Annotated in this window: 16 protein-coding genes; 7 read left to right on the top strand and 9 right to left on the bottom strand. The window is 71.1% G+C overall.

Going from position 1 to position 16,372, the window contains the following annotated elements; all coding sequences use genetic code 11:
- Nucleotides 1-34: 34 nt before the first annotated feature.
- Entirely contained in the window at nt 35-709 is a 675-nt protein-coding gene (ccmB, locus tag AC3IF3_RS03585; RefSeq protein WP_279598204.1) for a heme exporter protein CcmB, read from the bottom strand.
- The gene (ccmA, locus tag AC3IF3_RS03590; RefSeq protein WP_489227309.1) at nt 700-1,344 is read right to left on the bottom strand and encodes a heme ABC exporter ATP-binding protein CcmA; all 645 of its coding nucleotides are present in this window, start codon (nt 1,342-1,344) and stop codon (nt 700-702) included. Before ccmA ends, ccmB begins: the two co-directional genes overlap by 10 nt.
- Nucleotides 1,345-1,471: 127 nt before the next feature.
- On the opposite strand from ccmA, the gene AC3IF3_RS03595 reads away from it, so the two are divergent.
- A complete protein-coding gene (locus AC3IF3_RS03595) occupies nt 1,472-1,657 on the top strand; it encodes a hypothetical protein (protein WP_489227310.1) in 186 nt (61 codons plus the stop codon).
- Here AC3IF3_RS03595 and AC3IF3_RS03600 read toward each other — a convergent pair whose 3' ends face one another.
- Nucleotides 1,658-2,431: an RNA methyltransferase gene (locus AC3IF3_RS03600; protein WP_489227312.1), complete on the bottom strand. Its 774-nt coding sequence runs from the start codon at nt 2,429-2,431 to the stop codon at nt 1,658-1,660. It abuts the gene before it with no gap.
- Between the two features lie 206 nt (nt 2,432-2,637).
- Here AC3IF3_RS03600 and AC3IF3_RS03605 point away from each other — a divergent pair, with 206 nt between their 5' ends.
- Complete coding sequence (locus AC3IF3_RS03605; protein ID WP_489227314.1) at nt 2,638-3,852, top strand: NADP-dependent isocitrate dehydrogenase; 1,215 nt, start codon at nt 2,638-2,640, stop codon at nt 3,850-3,852.
- A 341-nt stretch (nt 3,853-4,193) separates the two neighbouring features.
- Here the strand turns inward: AC3IF3_RS03605 and AC3IF3_RS03610 are convergent, their stop codons facing one another.
- Entirely contained in the window at nt 4,194-4,631 is a 438-nt protein-coding gene (locus AC3IF3_RS03610; protein WP_243966722.1) for a DUF3429 domain-containing protein, read from the bottom strand.
- A 150-nt stretch (nt 4,632-4,781) separates the two neighbouring features.
- Nucleotides 4,782-8,147: an SEL1-like repeat protein gene (locus AC3IF3_RS03615; protein ID WP_489227316.1), complete on the bottom strand. Its 3,366-nt coding sequence runs from the start codon at nt 8,145-8,147 to the stop codon at nt 4,782-4,784.
- 299 nt (nt 8,148-8,446) lie between these two features.
- On the opposite strand from AC3IF3_RS03615, the gene AC3IF3_RS03620 reads away from it, so the two are divergent.
- Nucleotides 8,447-10,234 carry an acyl-CoA dehydrogenase C-terminal domain-containing protein gene (locus AC3IF3_RS03620; protein WP_489227318.1) on the top strand — a complete coding sequence of 596 codons (1,788 nt, stop codon included), beginning with the start codon at nt 8,447-8,449 and terminating at the stop codon, nt 10,232-10,234.
- 206 nt (nt 10,235-10,440) lie between these two features.
- Here the strand turns inward: AC3IF3_RS03620 and AC3IF3_RS03625 are convergent, their stop codons facing one another.
- The 3 genes from AC3IF3_RS03625 to AC3IF3_RS03635 all read right to left on the bottom strand — a co-directional run bounded on the left by AC3IF3_RS03625 (nt 10,441) and on the right by AC3IF3_RS03635 (nt 12,293).
- Nucleotides 10,441-11,721: an O-acetylhomoserine aminocarboxypropyltransferase gene (locus tag AC3IF3_RS03625; RefSeq protein WP_489227319.1), complete on the bottom strand. Its 1,281-nt coding sequence runs from the start codon at nt 11,719-11,721 to the stop codon at nt 10,441-10,443.
- An 85-nt stretch (nt 11,722-11,806) separates the two neighbouring features.
- On the bottom strand, nt 11,807-12,022 hold the full coding sequence (locus AC3IF3_RS03630) for a hypothetical protein (RefSeq protein ID WP_489227321.1): 216 nt from the start codon (nt 12,020-12,022) through the stop codon (nt 11,807-11,809).
- A gap of 28 nt (nt 12,023-12,050) precedes the next feature.
- Complete coding sequence (locus tag AC3IF3_RS03635; RefSeq protein ID WP_243966716.1) at nt 12,051-12,293, bottom strand: hypothetical protein; 243 nt, start codon at nt 12,291-12,293, stop codon at nt 12,051-12,053.
- 179 nt (nt 12,294-12,472) lie between these two features.
- Between AC3IF3_RS03635 and AC3IF3_RS03640 the strand changes: the two genes are divergently transcribed.
- Nucleotides 12,473-12,673 (top strand): hypothetical protein, encoded by a 201-nt coding sequence (locus AC3IF3_RS03640; protein WP_489219755.1) that lies wholly within the window; start codon nt 12,473-12,475, stop codon nt 12,671-12,673.
- Nucleotides 12,674-12,903: 230 nt separating this feature from the next.
- The gene (gene gph, locus AC3IF3_RS03645; protein WP_489227323.1) at nt 12,904-13,602 is read left to right on the top strand and encodes a phosphoglycolate phosphatase; all 699 of its coding nucleotides are present in this window, start codon (nt 12,904-12,906) and stop codon (nt 13,600-13,602) included.
- A gap of 4 nt (nt 13,603-13,606) precedes the next feature.
- Here gph and AC3IF3_RS03650 read toward each other — a convergent pair whose 3' ends face one another.
- The gene (locus AC3IF3_RS03650; protein WP_489227325.1) at nt 13,607-14,761 is read right to left on the bottom strand and encodes a pyridoxal phosphate-dependent aminotransferase; all 1,155 of its coding nucleotides are present in this window, start codon (nt 14,759-14,761) and stop codon (nt 13,607-13,609) included.
- Between the two features lie 210 nt (nt 14,762-14,971).
- On the opposite strand from AC3IF3_RS03650, the gene AC3IF3_RS03655 reads away from it, so the two are divergent.
- Together AC3IF3_RS03655 and accB are read left to right on the top strand one after the other, a co-directional pair.
- Nucleotides 14,972-15,745, top strand: a complete 774-nt coding sequence (locus AC3IF3_RS03655) for a DsbA family protein (protein ID WP_243966712.1) — start codon at nt 14,972-14,974, stop codon at nt 15,743-15,745.
- Between the two features lie 139 nt (nt 15,746-15,884).
- Nucleotides 15,885-16,349 (top strand): acetyl-CoA carboxylase biotin carboxyl carrier protein, encoded by a 465-nt coding sequence (accB, locus tag AC3IF3_RS03660; protein ID WP_243966711.1) that lies wholly within the window; start codon nt 15,885-15,887, stop codon nt 16,347-16,349.
- The last annotated feature ends 23 nt before the right edge of the window (nt 16,350-16,372 follow it).

A 16,372-nucleotide genomic window follows, 5' to 3' on the forward strand; every position in this document is an offset into this window, starting at 1 on the left:
CCATCGGCAAGACATAGCGCGCGATTGTCAAGCATCACTCCGGCCAGCGCAAAGCCGCCGCCGCCGCCAGCGTCCCGACGACGGCCGCGATGAGGGTCAATGCCGCCAGCACGGCCAGCGGCACGAGAAACGGCACCGTACCCCCCGTCGCCGCCTGGGCGGCCGAGACGCCGAAGATCAGGCTCGGAATCATCAGCGGCAGGACCAGGACCGCAAGAATCAGCCCGCCCCGCCGGATCGAAGCCGTGAGCGCCGCGCCCACCGCGCCGATGAAGCTCAGAGCCGGCGTACCGGCGAGCAGCGTCAGCGCGGTGGCGCCCATGGCAGTACCGTCGAGGGCGACGAGCAGGCCGAACAGTGGGGCGGCGAGCGCCAGCGGCAGCCCGGTGGTCAGCCAATGGGCCGCGACCTTGGCGAGGACCACGCATTCGAGCGGCACCGGCGCGGCGGTCATGAGGTCGAGGGAGCCGTCCTCCTCGTCGGCCTGGAACAGCCGGTCGAGGCCGATCAGGGTCGAAAGTACCGCAGCGAGCCAGAGGATCGCCGGGCCGATCCGCGACAGCAGGTTGAGGTCGGGCCCGAGGGCGAAGGGCACCAGGGCGACGATCATCAGGAAGAAGACCAGCGACAGGGCGCCGGAGCCGCCGACGCGTCCCGCGAGCCGCAAGTCCCGGCCGATGAGGGCGAGCATGGCGCGGATCACGCCCATTCCTCCGGCTCCGGGACCTCGGGCGCCGCCCCCGCCGCACAGCGCTCGATGCGCAGTTCCGCCGCCCCGGGCAGATCGAGCGGTTGGTGGGTGGCGGCGATCACCAGGCCGCCTCCGGCCCGGTGCCCGTCCATCAGGGCGGCCAGGATCGCCTGCGAGCCCGCGTCCAGCGCCGCGGTCGGCTCGTCAAGCAGCCAGAGCGGGCGCGCGCAGACCAGCAGCCGGGCCAGGGCGACCCGCCGCCGCTGCCCGGCCGAGAGGTAGGCCACCGGCAGGTCGTGGGCGTGGCCGAGGCCCAGCCGCTCCAGGGCGTCGTGGGGTGTCAGGCGCGGCGCGCCGAGGAGATCCCGGGCGAACAGCAGGTTCTCCCCGGCCGTCATGGAGGACTTGAGCCCGTCGCGGTGCCCGACCGCGTGGAGGCATTCGGGCAGGCTCGCCTCGCCGACATCGGTCACGGTGATGCGACCGGCCTCGGGTCGCAGCCGGCCGGTGAGGATCGCGAGCAGGCTCGACTTGCCGGCACCGTTCCGGCCGGTGACCGCCAGCGCGTCGCCGGGCCCGAGGGCGAAGGCGAGATTCGAGAAGATACGGCGCCCGGAGCGGCGGCAGGCCAGATTGTCGACGCTGAGCCGCACCCGATCCTCCGACCTCTCCCCCGCCGCCGGGCGGCGACCCACACGGCGCCGCCTCCATGCCCGATTGCCGCCCGGAACGGAACCGCGCCGTCCGGTCACGCTTTCGTTCTGTGGAGGAGGATTGCCCATGGCCGAGGCAAGATATCCAAGCGAGGCGGAGATCGCCGAGACCCCGGACGCGGTGGCCGGCCGCGCCAAGGTCGAGGCGCGGATCGCCGCCTGCACGCCGGACGAGCAGGCGGCGTTCTGGGAGGCGGTCGGGCGCTGCTTCGGCGGCGGCAAGCCGCCGGAGGTGCCGAGCCAGCCCGACTGATCAGGCGCCCCGGCGGATCAGCGCCCGCAAGGCCCCCCGGAAGGTCCGCACGTCCTGCTCGGTCAGGCTCATGCGGTGGAGCATGTCGCGCATGTTGCGTGCGATGATTTCCCGCTTCGCCGGCGGATAGAACCCGGCCGCATCGAGGGCCGTCTCCAGGCTCCCGAACAGGGCGACCAGCGCCTCCCGGGTCGCCGGCGGGGACAGCAATTCGCCGGTGAACGGCAGGATCGCCCGGCCGCTGGCCTGACGCCACGCGTAGCCGACCAGCAGCACCGCCTGGGCGAGGTTGAGCGAGGGGAAGTCCGGCGAGACCGGGAAGGTGACGATGGCGTCGGCGAGGGAGACCTCGTCGTTGGTCAGCCCGACCCGCTCGCGCCCGAACATCACCGCCGTGCGCTGGCCCGGGCGCGCCACCACTTCGGCCATGGCCGCCTCGGGGGCGAAAACCCGCTTCATTTGCCCGCGCTCGCGCGCCGTTGTGGCCAGCACGTAGCGGCAATCGGCAATCGCCTCGGCGAGGCTGCCGTAGAGGGTCGCCCCGTCGAGGACATGCGTGGCGCCGGACGCCGCCTCGCGCACGCCCTTCTTGGGCCAGCCGTTCTTCGGATTGACGAGACGCAGCTCCGACAGGCCGAAATTCGCCATGGCCCGGGCCGTCATGCCGATATTTTCGGCGAGTTGCGGCTCGACCAGGATCACCGCCGGAGCAATGCCGGGGGGGATCTCGGTGACCGTCCTCGGGGTTTCGCCCGGCGCGTCGCGGCTCGTCATGCCGGCCCTCTGGCATGGCCGGCCCCGGTCCGTCGAGGGTCGGGTGACGAAGCCGCCGGGATGACAGTGCGCGCCTTCCGTCGCCGGAAGGGCCGCGCTATGTCGCGGGGCGAAAACCGCCCGAGGACTCGGCCGAGACCCCTTGGGCAGGCGACCGCACGGCGCTTGCATGCCGTGCGCCGGAACAACGCGGAAGGCATCGGTCCATGGCGAAGATCAAGGTAGCGAACCCCGTCGTCGAGCTCGACGGCGACGAGATGACCCGGATCATCTGGGCCGAGATCAAGAACAAGCTCATCCATCCCTATCTCGACGTCGATCTGGAATATTACGACCTCGGCGTCGAGCACCGGGACGCCACCGGCGACAAGGTCACGGTCGATGCCGCCGAGGCGATCAAGCGCCACGGCGTCGGCGTGAAATGCGCCACCATCACCCCCGACGAGCAGCGGGTGAAGGAATTCGGCCTCAAGGAAATGTGGCGCTCGCCCAACGGCACGATCCGCAACATCCTGGGCGGCGTGATCTTCCGCGAGCCGATCATCTGCAAGAACGTGCCGCGCCTGGTGCCCGGCTGGACCCAGCCCTTCGTGATCGGCCGCCATGCCTACGGCGACCAGTACCGCGCCACCGACTTCAAGGTCCCCGGCAAGGGGCGCCTGACCATCAAGTTCGAGGGCGACGACGGCACCGTCATCGAGAAGGAGGTGTTCAAGTTCCCGGACGCCGGCGTCGCGATGTCGATGTACAACCTCGACCAGTCGATCATCGACTTCGCCCGTGCGTCGCTGAACTACGGCCTCGCGCGCAAGTACCCGGTTTACCTCTCGACCAAGAACACCATCCTCAAGGCCTATGACGGCCGGTTCAAGGACCTGTTCCAGAAGGTCTACGAGGAGGAGTTCGAGGCCAAGTTCAAGCCACTCGGGATCACCTACGAGCACCGCCTGATCGACGACATGGTCGCCTCGTGCCTCAAGTGGTCGGGCGGCTATGTCTGGGCCTGCAAGAACTACGACGGCGACGTCCAGTCGGACACCGCCGCGCAGGGCTTCGGCTCGCTCGGTCTGATGACCTCCGTGCTGATGACCCCGGACGGCCAGACCGTCGAGGCCGAGGCCGCCCACGGCACCGTGACGCGCCACTACCGCGAGCACCAGAAGGGCCGCGAGACCTCGACCAACTCGATCGCCTCGATCTTCGCCTGGACCCGCGGCCTCTCGCACCGGGCCAAGCTCGACGGCAACGACGATCTGGCGAAGTTTTCGGCCACCCTCGAGAAGGTCTGCGTCGACACCGTCGAGGCCGGGCACATGACCAAGGACCTCGCGCTGCTGGTCGGGCCGGAGCAGAAGTGGCTCTCGACCACCGGCTTCCTCGACAAGGTCGACCAGAACCTGAAATCCGCGATGGGTGCCTGACGCGGCTCTGCAGCGACACGACGGATGGCGGGCGTCCCCGGGACGTCCGCCGTTTTGCCATCCAGGACCGCCGGCGCTGCCCCCCGGGGCCTGCCGCCGGGCACGACCGAGCACCGTGAGAAAATCACGAGGATCCCACCCATCCCCCTCATCCTGACGCGACGGAGCGCAGCGCAGGCCTCGAAGGAGCCCTCAACCCGGCTGCGCGATCCCGGGCGCCCGCCTGAAGGCAAGCTGCAGCCGGCGCCTCAGGATCTGGGCCCGGATGGGATGGGCGCTGGCCCTGGAGCGGGCCGTGTATCGATCACGGTCTTGGCGCGTGATCGTCCCGTCGAGCCGTCTCAGGCGGCGACCAGCAGGGCCGCCCCGGCCACGCCGGACAGGACCAGTCGCAGCCGGCCGAGCCAGAGCGGGGAGAGGCCACGTCGGGGCAGATCCTGGTCGATCAGGCCCCAGGCGAGGACCAGGACGCCGAGGATGCGCAGGTCCCAGGGTGCCGGCGCCGCCAGCGCGGCCCAGGCTACCAGGGAGGGGATGATGGCGATGAGGTAATCGGCGTTGCCGGCATTGCGCGCTGCCGCGGCACCCCAGCGGATCCCGCCGAGGAACGAGGCGATGACCGCCCCGTAGGCCGAGAGGATCGTGCGCGGCGCCAGCCCGAGGCTGCTCAAGCCGCCGTCGCTGCCCGAGACCGCCAGCGCCGCAAAACCCAGGAACGGGATCAGGCCGGCCACGCCGAGCACGAGGGCCCCGATCGGGACGGTGTTCCGGCGCGCCATCCTTCCTCCGAGCAGCGGCAAGGGTCGGAGACCCGTGCGATCCGATCCCACTCAGTCGCGAGCCGGCCGGAGGGTTCCCGCATCGCCGTACCGCGGTCAAGCTCGGATTGCCCGGGACGCCGCGGCGTCGCGCCTCCCCGGACGCGTTCCCTATGACCGCCGCGGCGGGGCGGTGAAGGCGACCGGACTGGGCGCGGGAGCGCCGAGGAGCGACATCGGCGCCGTGGCGGCGGCCTTCTGGCTGGGGGGCTCGTTCACCGCCGCGTCAATCTTTCGCGGCTTGAACCCGGCCGCCAGGGTCTTCGCGCTGGCCAGATCGGCGGTGCTGAGCTTGTTCGCCACGTCGTCGCGCTTCTTGGCGGCATCGTCGTCACCTTGCGCCGCGGCGGCCGCGAACCAAGCGTAGGATTGCACCAGGTCCTGCGCGAGGCCCATTCCCCGGGCGTACAGCACGCCGAGGTTGTATTGGCTGTCGCGGACACCGAACTCGGCGCCCTGGCGGAACCAGGAGGCCGCGGAGGCGAAGTCCGGCTTCCCGTTGGCGGCCGGGTTCTCGGCGTAGAGCACGGCCAGATTGTGCATCGACCGGGCGTGGCCCTGCTCGGCGGCGCGGCCGTACCAGGCCTTGGCCTTGTCGAGGTCGCGGACCACGCCGGTCCCCTTCTCGTACTGGCCCGCGATCTTGTACTGGGCCGGGGCGTAGCCCGCCGAAGCAAGCTTCTCGAACAGCTTGGCCGCCACGGCGGGGTCGCGGGGCATGCCGCGTCCATCGCTCTCCCGGGTGGCGATGTCCCAGATCGCCGTACCATCGCCGTCGAGGGCGGCGGCTTTCACCTTGGCGAGCGCCGGCGGCAGGTTGCCGAGATCGGCCTGCAGGGTGTTCATCCCCGAGACCTGTGGCACCGGGGCCTTGGCGGTGGGCGTACGGGCGTCGGCCGGAACCGGGTTCGGCAGGGCCTGGGTGGTCGTCGGATCGGCCAAGGGCGGCTTCGCGCCCGGCGCGTCCTTCCAGGTCTCCGCCCGGGACTCCTTGGCACTCTCCTTAGAGAGCTCCTTCTGGATGTCCTTCGTGGTCTCCTTGGCGGTCTCGCCGGTCTCGGGCTTGATGGCCCCGCGCGCAGGGTCGCCGGCCGAGTCCGGGCGGACGGTCGGCGCCGGGTTCGCGGCCACGACCGGCTTCGGCTCCTCCGGATTGCGCAGGTTGATCGCCTGGAGCGCGCCCAGCGCCAGCACGATCGCCGCGAGTCCGAGCAGCAACGGCCGGCGGCGGCGATCGACTTCGCTCCGCAACCGCTCGAGTCGGCCCGGCTCGCCCGAAATCTGCGGCGCCACCTTCGCGGTGCGCGTGTCGCGGCGCTCGGTCGGCGCCTCGGCAGCCAGCTCGGCCTGCGCGGCCTGCGCGGCCCGGCGGGCCGCCGCGATGAAGCTCGTCTTGATGTCGCTCTCGGCGCCGGGCTCGACGGTCGGGCGGGCGCGGACCGGTTCGGCCGGGCGCTCCTTGCCGGACCGGCGGCCGGGGAGGCCGCGGCCCGCCCGGGTCGGACGCCCGCTGCCGGGTTCGAGCAGATCGTCGGCGATCCGCGGGGTCTCGGCACCCTCCCGCCGGGCGGCCGGGCTCGTATCCGCGGCGGCGAGCGACACCTCCGGGCTCGTCGAGGACATCAGGCGCTCGCCCAGCGAGGGCGCCCGCGGGTCAACGGCCTCCACGGGGCCCAGCCGGACGAGGAGGCGTTCGAGGGCGGTCTGGACGCCCTCCAGCGTGGCACCGAGGCGCTGATCCGATACCGCCTGCCGCGCCTGCATGTCGGCGAGGCTCGCACGCAGGAGGCCGATCTCCCCCGTCTCGGCGGCGAGACCGGACCCGCTGAGGGTCTGGGCGACGGCGTTCCGGGCGGCGCGCTCCACCGCGGCCTCGCTCGGAGCCGCTTCCCGGAGAGCGGTGACCTGCTGCAGCAGGTCACTCATGGTGCGTTCGAGACCGACCAGCGCCGGGTCGACGCCGCGCGGCGCGTCCAGGCGGCCGGCCAGCGTCACCACCTGCTGTTCGAGGGCGTCCAGGCCCTCGTGCTCCGAGCGGGTGCCGACGTGGTCGACCTCCTCGGCGAGGGTGTGCAGCATGGCGTCGATCGACGCCGGCTCGCCGGGATGGGCGATGTCCGACGTGCCGGCCTGCGCGGCCCCCTCCTCCTGCGCGCAGAGGTTATCGACCTCTGCGGCCAGCATCTGAATCTGCTCGGCCAGGGCGGCCGGCGCGGCGACCGTCACGGCGCTGCGGATCTCCTCCAGCTGCGGGCGCAGATCCGCATCGCCGCGGATCCGCCGCAGCTGCGCGACCTGGGCGCTCACCGAGTCCAGGCTCTCCGCGAGGTCCTGAATCCGCTCCGGGCCGGCGAGCGCACCGATCCGGTCACGGATCTCCTCGAGGTCCGTGGACAGCCCGGCCAGAATCCGTCCATCGGCATCGGCGGGGGCGGTCGCCGCGAGGCCGTCCAGGCGCTCGCCCAGCCGCCGGACATCCTCTTCGACGCGGGCGTGGGCGTTCTCGGCGACCTCATCGGACAGGTGCGCGACCTGGGCTCGGATCTCCTCGATCGGCAGGGCGACGGCGGTGAGATCGATCCCGGCCCGGGCCCGCTCGATGCCGCCCGCGAGCGTGACGACGGCCTCCTCCAGGGCGCCGATGTCGCGGCTCGTGGCGAGCCGGTCGATCGCCGCGCGCAGGCGCACGATTTCGTATTGCAGCTCGGACAGAACATCGGCCGAAGCGGCCCCGTCTTCGGTGCGGACCACGAGGCGCCGGGCGAGGTCCAGGCGCATGCTGGCGACGACCCCGCCATCCGCGGCGGCACGGGTCGCGACGTCGCCCGCCACCTCCTGCGACAGCTCCCGCTGGCGCTGGCGGATGTCCTGGACCGCGCTGCGGATGTCGGCGGCGGCCGGACGCGCACGGCGGCTGGGCTGACGCGTAGCGGCGACTTGCTCGCCGAGCTGCGACATCCGGCGCTCGATGTCGCCAAGCCGCTCGGTCACCTGCTGGACCGGGGCGCCCTTGAGGGCGCGCTCGATCCGGGCCTCGATCTCGGCGAGCCGCTGCGCCTCGGCCACCTGCGACTCGCGCCGGTCCGCGTCCAAGGCCCGGTCGAGCCCGTCGAGCCGGTTCATCAGCGCGGCGATGCCGTCACCGTAGGTCGCGGCGATGGGGTAGGTCTCGGTCGCCGGCGCCGGGCGGGCGGCTGGGCGATCCTCGGGCGAGACCGCGCCGTGATGGGCCACCGCCCGGTCGGCCAGCGGCTCCGGCCGAATCGCGGTCTCCGGGCGGGTCACCGGCCGGTCGGGCTGCTCCGCCCGGAGGCGGCGGCGGTGCCGCCGGTTGCCCGGCGCGCCGGATTGCGGCTGCGGCACGACCGAGGCGATCCACGTCTCCAGCGGAACCCCGGCCCGGGCGGCGACGTCGCGGGCGGCGTCGAGCACTTCGGGATCGAAACTGTCGAGCTGCGGCATCGCGGTGCGGGTCATCGGGGGCCTGTGGTCGGCAGCGTTCGGCGTTCAATCCTGTGCACGGTGGCCGCGTCCCCAAATGGGTATCCGCGGAGTCCGCCTCGGATCGTTCGAGCCTGACCATTAACATTCTTGGTAAACACGAGGTTAAGGGCCTACTGACCCGGTAATCATCTTGGCAGACAGGGCGTCGCAGGCTCCGCCGCGTGTCATCGCGCGCGGAGGCGGCGCCGTTGCCCCGGGCCCGGCCGCGTCGTTACATGCTGCGCGCACAGCGGATCGAACCGAGAGGTCCGCGCAGACGGGGGAAGCCAGAGATGCCGCAGTATCGCGCACCGGTCGACGACACGCTGTTCCTGCTCTCCGACGTGTTGGGCTTCCATGCCCGGGACAACCTGGCGGGCTTCGCCGACGCGTCGCCCGACGTGGTCGAGGCGGTGCTGCGCGAGGGCGCGAAGCTCGCCGAGGCGGTGCTGGCGCCCCTCAACCGGACGGGGGACCTCGAGGGCTGCCGCCGGGAGGCGGACGGCACCGTGCGCACGCCCACCGGCTTCAAAGGCGCCTACGACACCTATGCCAGCGGCGGCTGGATGGGCCTCTCGGTCCCCGAGGCCTACGGCGGCCAGGGCCTGCCGCACACCCTCAACACCGCCATTCAGGAATTCGCCTCGGGGGCGAACCTCGCCTTCGGGATGTATCCGGGCCTGACCCAGGGCGCGATGGCCGCGCTGCTGGTCCACGGCACGGAGGCGCAGAAGGCGCTCTATCTGCCCAGGATGGTCGAGGGCGCCTGGACCGGCACCATGAACCTGACCGAGCCGCATTGCGGCACGGATCTCGGGCTCCTCAAGACCAAGGCCGTGCCCAACGGCGACGGCTCCTACAGCCTGACCGGCACCAAGATCTTCATCTCGGCCGGCGAGCACGACCTCGCCGAGAACATCGTCCACCTGGTCATCGCCCGGATCGAGGGCGCGCCCGCCGGCACAAAGGGCATCTCGCTGTTCGTGGTGCCGAAGTTCCTGGTGAATCCGGACGGCTCGCTCGGCAGCCGCAACGGCGTCTCCTGCGGTTCCCTGGAGCACAAGATGGGCATCCACGGGAACGCCACCTGCGTGATGAACTACGACGGCGCGACGGGCTGGCTGGTCGGCCAGGAGAATCGCGGACTCAACGCCATGTTCGTGATGATGAACGAGGCGCGCCTCGCGGTGGGCGTCCAGGGGCTCGGCCAGTCCGAGGTCGCCTACCAGAATGCCGCCGCCTACGCGAAGGACCGCCTCCAGGGCCGGGCGCTCACCGGCGCGAAGGCGCCCGAGAAGGCCGCCGACCCGATCATCGTGCATCCGGACGTGCGGCGCACGCTGTTGCAGATCCGCGCCTTCAACGAGGCGGCCCGCGCCTTGATGCTGTGGACCGCGCTCCAGGCCGACATCCTGCACCGCTCCGAGGACGCCAAGGAGCGGCAGGCGGCCGACGATTACCTTGGGCTGATGACGCCGGTGGTGAAGGGGGTCTTCACCGACCGCGGCTTCGCCAATGCGGTTGAGGCGCAGCAGCTGCTGGGCGGCCACGGCTACATCGAGGAGTGGGGCATGTCGCAGTTCGTGCGCGATGCCCGCATCGCCATGATCTACGAGGGCGCCAACGGCATCCAGGCCATGGACCTGATCGGCCGCAAGCTCCCGAAGGACGGCGGCCGGGCGATGATGACGTTCCTTAGCGAGGTCCAGACCTTCCTGAAGGACCACGGCGAGGATCCGGCGATGGCCCCCTTCGTCAAACCGCTCCACGCCGGGGTGAACGACCTCCAGGGCGCCGTCATGTGGCTAATGCAGAACGCCTTCTCGAAGCCCGACAATGCCGGCGCCGGTGCCACCGACTTCATGCATCTCTTCGGTCTGGTGGCACTCGGCTACATGTGGGCGCGGATCGCCAAGGCCGCGCTGGCCCGGAACGCCGAGGCGCCCGCCCCGCGCTGGGAGTCCAAGCTGACCGGCGGCCGGTTCTTCATGGAGCGGATGCTGCCGGAGACGGGCTTGCGACTTGCGCGGATCAAGGCGGGGGCGGAGAGCACCATGGCGCTGGAGGCGGAGGCGTTCTGAGCGCTGGCCGGCCATCCCACCCACGCCGTCATCCTGAGGGGGTGCAAAGCACCCTCGAAGGAGCCCCTGGGGTCGGCGCGATCCCCGGGGCCCTCTCTCGAGGCCCGTGTGCGTTCCGGCGTCTCAGGATGACGTGTGTTCGTTGGGTCAGCCCCCAGCGCAGGGTCGAGAACCCTATCCCGTGCCGCGTGGGTACCGCACCCTGCTCAGGCGCCGAGCGCGGTATCCAGATCGTCGATCAGGTCGGCCGGATCCTCCAGGCCAATCGACAGCCGCACCACCTCCGGCCCGGCGCCGGCGGCGGTCTTCTGCGCGTCGGTGAGCTGGCGGTGCGTGGTCGAGGCCGGGTGGATGATCAGCGAGCGGGTATCGCCGATATTGGCGAGGTGCGAGAACAGCTGCAGGTTCGAGACCAGCTTGACCCCGGCCTCGTAGCCGCCCTTCAACCCGAAGGTGAAGACTGCGCCGGCCCCGTTCGGCGTGTAGCGCTGCGCGAGCGCGTGGTACCGGTCGGTCTCGAGGCCCGGATAGCTCACCCAGGACACCGCCGGGTGCTGCGACAGGTGCCTGGCGACCACCAGGGCGTTGTCGGAATGGCGCTGCATCCGCAGCGGCAGGGTCTCGATGCCGGTGAGGATCAAAAAGGCGTTGAACGGCGACAGGGCCGGGCCGAGGTCGCGCAGGCCCAGCACACGGCAGGCGATGGCGAAACCGAAATTGCCGAAGGTCTCGGCGAGCACCATGCCGGAATATTCCGGCCGCGGCTGGCTCATCATCGGGTAGCGCGCGTCCCCCGCCCATTGGAACGAGCCGCCGTCCACGATCAAGCCGCCGATCGAGTTGCCGTGGCCGCCTAGGAATTTGGTGGCCGAGTGCACGACGATGTCGGCCCCGTGCTCGAACGGCCGGATCAGGTACGGCGTCGCCATGGTGTTGTCGACGATGAGCGGGATGTTGTGTTTTTTTGCCACCTGCGACAGCGCCGCGAGGTCGGTGATGACCCCGCCCGGATTGGCGATGGATTCACAAAAAATCGCCTTGGTCCGCGGCGTGATCGCCGCCTCGAAGGAGGCGGGATCGTCGTTGTCGGCCCAGACCACCGTCCAGCCGAAGTTCTTGTAGGAATGGCTGAATTGGTTGATCGAGCCGCCATAGAGCTTGTTCGAGGCCACGAACTCGTCGCCCGGCTGCATCAGCGCGTGCAGGGTCAGGAACTCGGCGGCATGGCCGGAGGCGACGGCCAGGGCCGCCGTACCGCCTTCGAGGGCGGCGATGCGCTCCTCCAAGACCGCGTTGGTCGGGTTCGTGATCCGCGTGTAGATGTTGCCGAAGGCCTGGAGCCCGAACAGCGAGGCGGCGTGGTCGACATCGTCGAACACGAAGCTCGTGGTCTGGTAGATCGGTGTGGCCCGCGCACCCGTGGCCGCGTCGGGGGCGGCGCCCGCGTGGATCGCCAGGGTGTTGAAGCCGGGCAGGCGGTCGGTCATCGTCGGGTCTCCTCGGAGCACGCGAGCCTGTACGCCCGCCCGTGAATCTGGCGCAAGCGATGGCGCCGCCGCGGTCCGGACGCGCCTATATGTCCGATGCCGAACCGATGTCGACATGCGGCTGGCCGGCCTCGACCAGGGCCCGGTCCACGGCCTCGATCGCCACGAGCGTCCGGGTCAAGTCCTCGGACATGGAGATCGGCGCCACTTCGAGGCCGCCGATCCGCCGGGCGATGGCGTTCCGCTGCCGCGCGAGCGCCGCGCGGGCGCGGTTCAGGTCCTGGATCTCGTCGGCGGTCATCCGCACTTCCTTTCCGGACCGGTGCCGGTCAATCCCCGGGCATCCAGTCGATGTTCGGCCGCTGCGCCAGAATGCGCTCGAAATAGTCGGCCACGGCCTGGGCCCCGTCCGTGTGCATCATCGCGACGGGATGCGCGAGATAGGCGCGGGCCAGATCCAAGGGGATTTTCCCGGATTGAAGGGCGTTCAGCACCTCGTCGATGAAGGCGTCGTTGGCTTCGTTGAAGTCGTTCGACAGCTTCTTCCGGTCGTTCAGGGCCTTGATCGCCATACTGCGTCCTTGCTCTCCATCTCGGCGCCGGCCGATAGTCCCACCGCCCGAACGGATTACGGCATCGCGCGTTCCGGCGACAGGGCGTTGGGCCGCGCACAGGCGGCGGGAGGCGGGTCTCGGTAACCGTGCGCGCAGGGACGTTGAGGCGGAAGCGCTCGCCCGCGCGTTAACGGGCCATGTCGATGCATTCCGTACGCACCCATCTGGTCGAGATCGTCCCCTGCGCGGACGAGTCCCGCTGCTACCGTTGGATCATCCGCGCCCGCGGCGGAGCCGTGCTGGAAGCCTCACCCTACGCCTTCGCGACGTCCAACGGGGCGCGAATCTCCGGCGAGTGCTGGAAACGCGAGCATTTCAGCGCCGCCGCGGGCGTTTAGGGCCACGCCTGTTCCCGCACGCATGCGTGACCGTCCAAGGCGCCCTCCCCCCGTCCCGGGACCCGGGGCTGGCCGCGGCCGTTCAGGCGATCGTGTCGTCGCGGCGCCACGCCAGGACGGCGCGGCCCTGAAGCCGCCCCCGGACCGACACCGGCGTCGTGCCCCGCGGGTTCCGGTTTTCACACCGATCCGCTAGCGAGGCCGGAAGCCAGCAGGAGCCTTTTGAAACAATGTCCGCCGCCTCGACGACCCGACCGCCCATCGCCGTGTTCGACCTCGACGGAACCCTAGCCGAGACCGCCGGAGATCTCATCGCCACGCTCAATGTGCTGATGGCGCGCGAGGGCCTGCCGGAACTGCCCCTGTCGCAGGCCCGCGGGTTGATCGGCGCCGGTGCCAAGGCGCTGATCCGGCGGGGCTTCGAGGCGGAGGGACGCGCGCTCGCGCCGGAGGACCACGACCGGCTGTTCGACGCCTTCATCGCCCATTACGGCGCGCATCTCGCCGACACGTCGCACCTGTTCCCGGGGGTGGCCGAAGCGCTTGACATGCTGGAGGCGGAAGGGTTCCGCCTCGCGGTCTGTACGAACAAGTACGAGGACCAGTCCGTCGAGTTGCTGCGGCTGCTCGGGATCGGCCACCGCTTCGCGGCGATCTGCGGCCGCGACACCTTCCCGCAATCCAAGCCGGATCCGCGCCACCTCACCGGTACGATCGAACGGGCCGGCGGCGATCCGGCACGCGCGGTGATGGTCGGCGATTCCCGGACCGACATCGACACCGCCAAGGCCGCCGGCATCCCGGTGGTCGCCGTGACCTTCGGCTACACCGACCGGCCAGTGACCGAGCTGGGGCCGGACCGGGTGATCGGGCATTTCGCGGAGCTGCCCGCGGCCGTCCGCGCCCTGGTCCCGGCGAGCGCCGCCTGAGCGCTCAGCCGAGCCAGCGGCGCAGCCGGGATACCGCCGCATGGCACTCCGCCTGGGCGCCCGCGAAGGAGAATCGGACGTGGTGGCCGCCCTGGTCGGGGTCGAAATCCAGGCCCGGGGTCGCCGCCACATGCGCCTCATCGAGCATCCGCCGGCAGAAATCCGCGGCGTTGTCGGTGAGGTTACCGACATCGGCGTAGAGGTAGAAGGCCCCGTCGGCCGGATGGATGTGCCCGAGGCCGAGGCCGGGGAACGCGTCGAGCAGGATGGCGCGGTTGCGGGCGTAGCCGTCGCGCACGGCGTCGAGTTCCTCCGCCGCGTCGAGGGCGGCCAGCGCCCCGACCTGCGACAGGTACGGGGCCGAGATGTAGAGGTTCTGCGCCAGACGCTCGATCGGGCGGACCAGTTCCTCTGGCACCACCATCCAGCCCACGCGCCAGCCGGTCATGCAGTGGTATTTGGAGAACGAGTTGATCACCACCGCGTCGGGGTCGAAGCGTAGGGCCGTGACGGTGGCCGGCCCGTAGCTGAGCCCGTGATAGATCTCGTCCGAGATCAGCGGCAGCCCGAGGCTCCGCGCCGCGGCGCAGACATCCTGCAGGGCGGCCTCCGTGATCACGGTGCCCGAAGGGTTGGCCGGGCTCATCACCAGGGCGCCGGCCACGGGGTCCCGGGCGTGGGTCTCGCGCAAGAGCACCGCGGTCGGAGCGAAGCGGTCCTCGGCGCGCAGGACCATCGGGGCGGGCACGAGGTCGAGGGCGGCGAGGATGCTGCGATAGGCCGGGTAGCCGGGCTGCGGCACCGCGACCCGGGCGCCGGCATCGAACAAGCTCATGAACGCCAGGACGAAGCCCGCCGAGGATCCGGTGGTGATCACCACCCGCTCCGGGCCGACCGGGACACCGTGCCGCTCCCGGTAGTCCCGGGCGATGCGCGCGCGCAGGGCGGGCAGGCCCAGGGCCTCCGTATAGGGCACGCGCCCGGTCGCGAGCGCCTCCTGCGCGGCCGCGATCGCCGCGCGCGGGGCCGGCGCCGAGGGCTGGCCGACTTCCATCCGGACCACGTCGGCGCCGTCGCGGGCCTTGGCGGCGGCGGCGGCCATGACGTCCATGGCGAGGAACGGCCGCACGGCGGCGGCCCGTCGGGAGATCGGGGTCATGCGGTCCTTCTCGGAACCGGAAGCGACCGGCTGGGACCGGCAGGGTAGAGCGCCGCCGCCACAGCCTCAACCGCCCGAGCCCGATCGCTTATCGGCCTGGGGCTGATTCGCGGGACGGCGACGCGATTGACCCGGTGCCGCGAAAACGCCAAACCCGTCCCCTACCGCTCGCGCCCAGCGCGGGCCGGCTTGCCCCGCAAGCGAGGATCCATGCCGTTCATCCGCCCCCTGCCCGCGCTGATCCTGGCGCTCGGCCTCGTCGCCGCTCCGGCGCTCGCCCAGACGCCCGCCGCGCCCTTCACGGACGCGCAGCGCGCCGGCATCGAGGTCATCGTCAAGGATTACCTGATCAAGCACCCCGAGGTGCTCCAGGAGGCCCTGGCGGAGGCCGAGAAGCAGCAGGCGGAGACGCAGCGTCTCGCCCAAGCCTCCGCCCTGAAGGATGCCCGCGAAGCGCTGAACAACGGCCCGCACGACGTGGTCGCCGGCAACCCCTCGGGCGACGTCACGATGGTCGAGTTCTTCGATTACAATTGCGGCTACTGCCGCAAGGCGCTGGGCGACGTCCAGGCGCTGATCAAGTCCGATCCGAAGCTCCGGGTGGTGATCAAGGACTTCCCGGTCCTCGGCCCGGAATCCCTGGAGGCCAGCCAGGTCGCCATCGCGGTGCGCCAGCAGCTGAAGGGCGACAAGCTGTTCGAGTTCCACCAGAAGCTCTTGGAGACGAAGGGCCGGGTGAACGGCGCCCGGGCGATCCAGGTCGCCAAGGATCTCGGCGTCGATACGACCAAGCTTCAGAAGGACATGGCCTCCCCCGAGGTGAAGGCGGCGCTCAGCGAGAACCGCGGCCTCGGCGACCGGCTCGGCCTGTCGGGCACGCCGGCCTTCATCATCGGCGACGAGGTCATCCCCGGCGCGGTCGGCGTCGATCCGATGCGCAAGACCATTGCCGACGTGCGTCAATGCGGTCACGCCGCCTGCTGAGCCGCCGGGCGGAGGAGGCGTGACCCGCGCGGCCTTGTCGCGCCGGGGCGCCTTCGTCTAAGAGCCGCCAGCCGCAGGGCCGTGGTCCGGCGCCGACTCGCACGGCCGGACCGACGCGCCGCGATACGAAGTAGGCCGGATGTCAAAGAACGATGCCATCGATCCCGAGCTCGTCCGCGAGCTCGCCAACCTCGTAACCGAGACCGGCCTGTCCGAGATCGAGGTCGAGAAGGGCGACCTGCGCATCCGCGTGGTACGCCGGCTCGAACCCGCGAGCGTCCAGGTCGCGGCACCAGCGCCCGTGGCGGCCCTCGCGCCGCCGGCCGCGGCGGCTCCGGCCGCCGCCCCGGCCGAGCCGCCGCGGACGCAGCCGGGCACCGTCCCCTCCCCCATGGTCGGGACCGCGTATCTCCGGCCCTCGCCGGACGCCAAGTCCTTCGTGGATGTCGGCGCGCGGGTCGAGGTCGGCGACAAGCTGCTGCTCATCGAGGCGATGAAGACCTTCAACGAGATCGTGGCGCCCCGCGCCGGTACGGTGAGTGCCATATTCGTGGAGGACGGGCAGCCGGTGGAGTTCGGCGAGGCCCTGCTCGTCATCAGCTAGGATGTCCGCCCGGGCGGTCGCGC

The sequence above is a fragment of the Methylobacterium sp. J-118 genome, from assembly GCF_057836565.1.